The 3,121-nt window shown below is 71.6% G+C and carries 2 protein-coding genes; both read right to left on the bottom strand.

Annotation, left to right across the window (positions count from 1 at the left end; translation table 11 throughout):
- Positions 1–275 precede the first annotated feature (275 nt).
- Positions 276–821: a DUF8830 family protein gene (locus CCS38_RS16120; protein ID WP_223733969.1), complete on the bottom strand. Its 546-nt coding sequence runs from the start codon at positions 819–821 to the stop codon at positions 276–278.
- Positions 822–1,293: 472 nt separating this feature from the next.
- A complete protein-coding gene (gene proB / locus CCS38_RS16125; protein WP_223733970.1) occupies positions 1,294–2,370 on the bottom strand; it encodes a glutamate 5-kinase in 1,077 nt (358 codons plus the stop codon).
- Positions 2,371–3,121: the final 751 nt, after the last annotated feature.

A 3,121-nucleotide genomic window follows, 5' to 3' on the forward strand; every position in this document is an offset into this window, starting at 1 on the left:
GCCAGGGGTGGGGCGGGCGCCCGTCGGCGAAGGTGGGCGGAATCCCTCGCGTCTCCCGCATCCCCGGATTCCCGGGTTCCCTCGGGACCGGTCACATCCCCGGACTCCTCGGGACCGGTCGCATCCCCGGGTTCCCTCAGGGTCTCCCGCATCCCCGGGTTCTCTCGGGGCCGGGGGCTTCGCTGCCTCCTTCTTCCTTGTTTCGGCAACGATTACTGAGAGTAGTTCGTTTCTCGTTTTTGTCGCCTGATGTGATGAGTTTCGCGGTCGGGCGGTCAGTACGGGTGGACGCCGACCGGGGACGCCGGGGGTGGGCCGTAGCCCTCGGCGATGCGTTGGTGGTAGGTCTCGCGGTCGATGACTTCCAGGCCGACGATCTCCCAGGGAGGCAGCTTCGCCGAGGAGCGGTGTTCGCCCCACAGGCGCAGGGCCACCGCCGCCGCGTCGTGCAGGTCCCTGGCCTCCTCCCAGTAGCGGATCTCCGCGTGGTCGTTGGCGTACCTGCTGGTCAGCAGAAAGGGGTGGTCGTGGGCCAGCTGTTCCAGGGCCCGCCGGACCTCCTTCAGCGGCGCCTCCTTGCCGGAGACGCTGAGGGTCACGTGCCAGAGCCGGGACACCTCCCGCTCGCGCGGAAGCGGTGCCTCTTTGATCCCGCCGCCCGGCTGCGCACATTCGCCCGGCTGTGTCCGGCCGCCCGGCTGTGCCCGTTCGTCGTGCTCCGGTCCGGCGGTCTCCTCACCGGTCTGGATGCTGGTCCCCACGCTGGTCAGCGTCCGCTCCGCCGTCCCTCGGGGCAGCGCCCCTCGGCGCCCTCGTCTCACCGGCGGCCTCCTGTTATGCGTATCGCTCCGCTCGCGCGTGGCGGAGCCGATCGGTGCTGTCTCACATCGGCGTAGCGCGCTCGTACTGCGCCGGGAACGCCGCTCCCCTACAGCGCCCCTGCAACAAAGTTGACCAGCCCGCGGGCCTTCGCGGGGGCGTTTTCGAGAAGGTCTCCGTTGAAAGGCTGGTCTTTCGGCCGTGCTGTCGGGTCCCGTACAGATCCCGTACGGGTCCCGCACAGTTCGCATACGGATCGCGTACAGAACACGTATGGACCCCGTGTGGACCCGTTACGGCCCGCCACGATCCGCCGCACGAGTTCCCGCTCTCCGTCGCACCAAGCCTCCAGCGCCCCGCCCCCTGGAACCGCCCCCGCCATCGGCGGAGGCCACCGGCGAAGGCCGTCGGTGACGGGCCACAGCCACGGCCGCAGCCACGCCCACGCCTACGCCTACGGCTACGGCCACAGGTTCAGCGTCCCAGGACCACCAGGTCGTCCCGGTGCACCACTTCGCGTTCGTACGCCGGGCCCAGTTCGCGGGCGAGGTCGTAGGTGGAGCGGCCGATCAGGCGGGGGATTTCGCGGGCGTCGAAGTTGACGAGGCCGCGGGCGACGGGGTCGCCGGCGGTGTTGCGCAGCTCGACCGGTTCGCCCGCGCTGAAGCTGCCCTCGACCGCGGCGATGCCGGCCGGGAGGAGGGAGGAGTGCCGTTCGACGATGGCTTCGACGGCACCGTCGTCGAGGACGAGCGCGCCGCGCGGGGTGGAGGCGTGCGCGAGCCAGAGGAGCCGGTCTGCGGAGCGCCGTCCGGTGCGGAGGAAGTGGGTACCGGTGGGGCCGCCGGCGAGGGCTTCGGAGGCGTGTACGGCGGAGGTGAGGACGACCGGTACGCCGGCGGCCGCGGCGATGCGGGCGGCCTCGACCTTGGTGACCATGCCGCCGGTGCCGACGCCGGCCTTGCCCGCGCTGCCGATGGAGATGCCCTCGAGGTCGGCGGGCCCGCTGACCTCCGCTATCCGCGACGTACCGGGCAGGGACGGGTCGCCGTCGTACAGGCCGTCCACGTCCGACAGCAGTATCAGCAGGTCGGCGCGGACCAGGTGGGCGACGAGCGCCGCCAGCCGGTCGTTGTCGCCGAAGCGGATCTCGTCGGTGGCGACCGTGTCGTTCTCGTTGACGATCGGTACGGCGCCCATGGCGAGCAGCTGGTCGAGGGTGCGGTAGGCGTTGCGGTAGTGGGTGCGGCGGCTGGTGTCGTCGGAGGTGAGGAGGACCTGGCCGACGCGGCGGCCGTAGCGCGCGAAGGAGGCGGTGTAGCGGGCGACGAGGAGGCCCTGGCCGACGCTGGCGGCCGCCTGCTGGCGGGCCAGGTCGCGGGGGCGCTTCTCCAGGCCGAGGGGGGCGAGGCCGGCGGCGATGGCGCCGGAGGAGACCAGCACGATCTCCTTGTCCTGGTGCTTGGCGAGGACGTCGACGAGGGCGTCCACGCGGTCGGCGTCGAGTCCGCCGGCCGCGGTGGTCAGCGAGGACGAGCCGACCTTCACCACGATCCGCCGGGCGTCCGTGACGTCCTTGCGGGCGTCCGACGCGGTCGTCGCACCCGGGCGGGCGTCCGACGCGTCCGGCTGCGGGCCCGCCACGCCCTGCCGCGCGCCGGTCACAGCCGGTCGGCCGTCCGTCACGTCGGTCACGTCCGTCACGCCAGTCACGTCCGGGCGGGCGTCCGCCGCGTCCCGTCGCCCGTCTGCCGCCTGCCCTGCGCTTGTCACCATTACCCCTGTACTCGCTGCTCGCCCGTGGTTCGCCCATGGTCGCCGTACCGACCGTGCCCGGCGTGCCCGCCGCGCTCACCGTGCGCCGCCATGCTCGCCGCGCGCCGCCGTGCCCGTCGCCCTGCCCGCCACGCCCGTCGCCGTATGGCCCAGTGGATGCTGCCGTACGGCCTACGGACAGTGATGCCGTACGGCGTACCGACATGAACGCCCGTACGGGGGAAATCTACGGCAGACGGACCATCGGGCGCCTGTGCATATCGTCTGCCGGACAGGCGGCGCGTACGCCCGCGGCCCCTGTGATCATGCTTGTGGGCAACCTACGCAAGACGGAAAAGGGCTGCATTTGGTTCCGAGCGAATCGTCCTGGTTCGTGGTGATCCGAGCCACAGCAGATTGTCACCGGGGCAGCCAAAGTCATACGGTCGGTTGTCGACCTGTCCCTTCCTGCCGCCCGGACGGCCCGCAGGAGTGTTCAGGAAGTGTCGCCCGGGTCACACCTGCCCCGGGCGACACTTCCTGAACA

Source organism: Streptomyces purpurogeneiscleroticus, assembly GCF_020024005.1.
Taxonomy (GTDB): domain Bacteria; phylum Actinomycetota; class Actinomycetes; order Streptomycetales; family Streptomycetaceae; genus Streptomyces; species Streptomyces purpurogeneiscleroticus.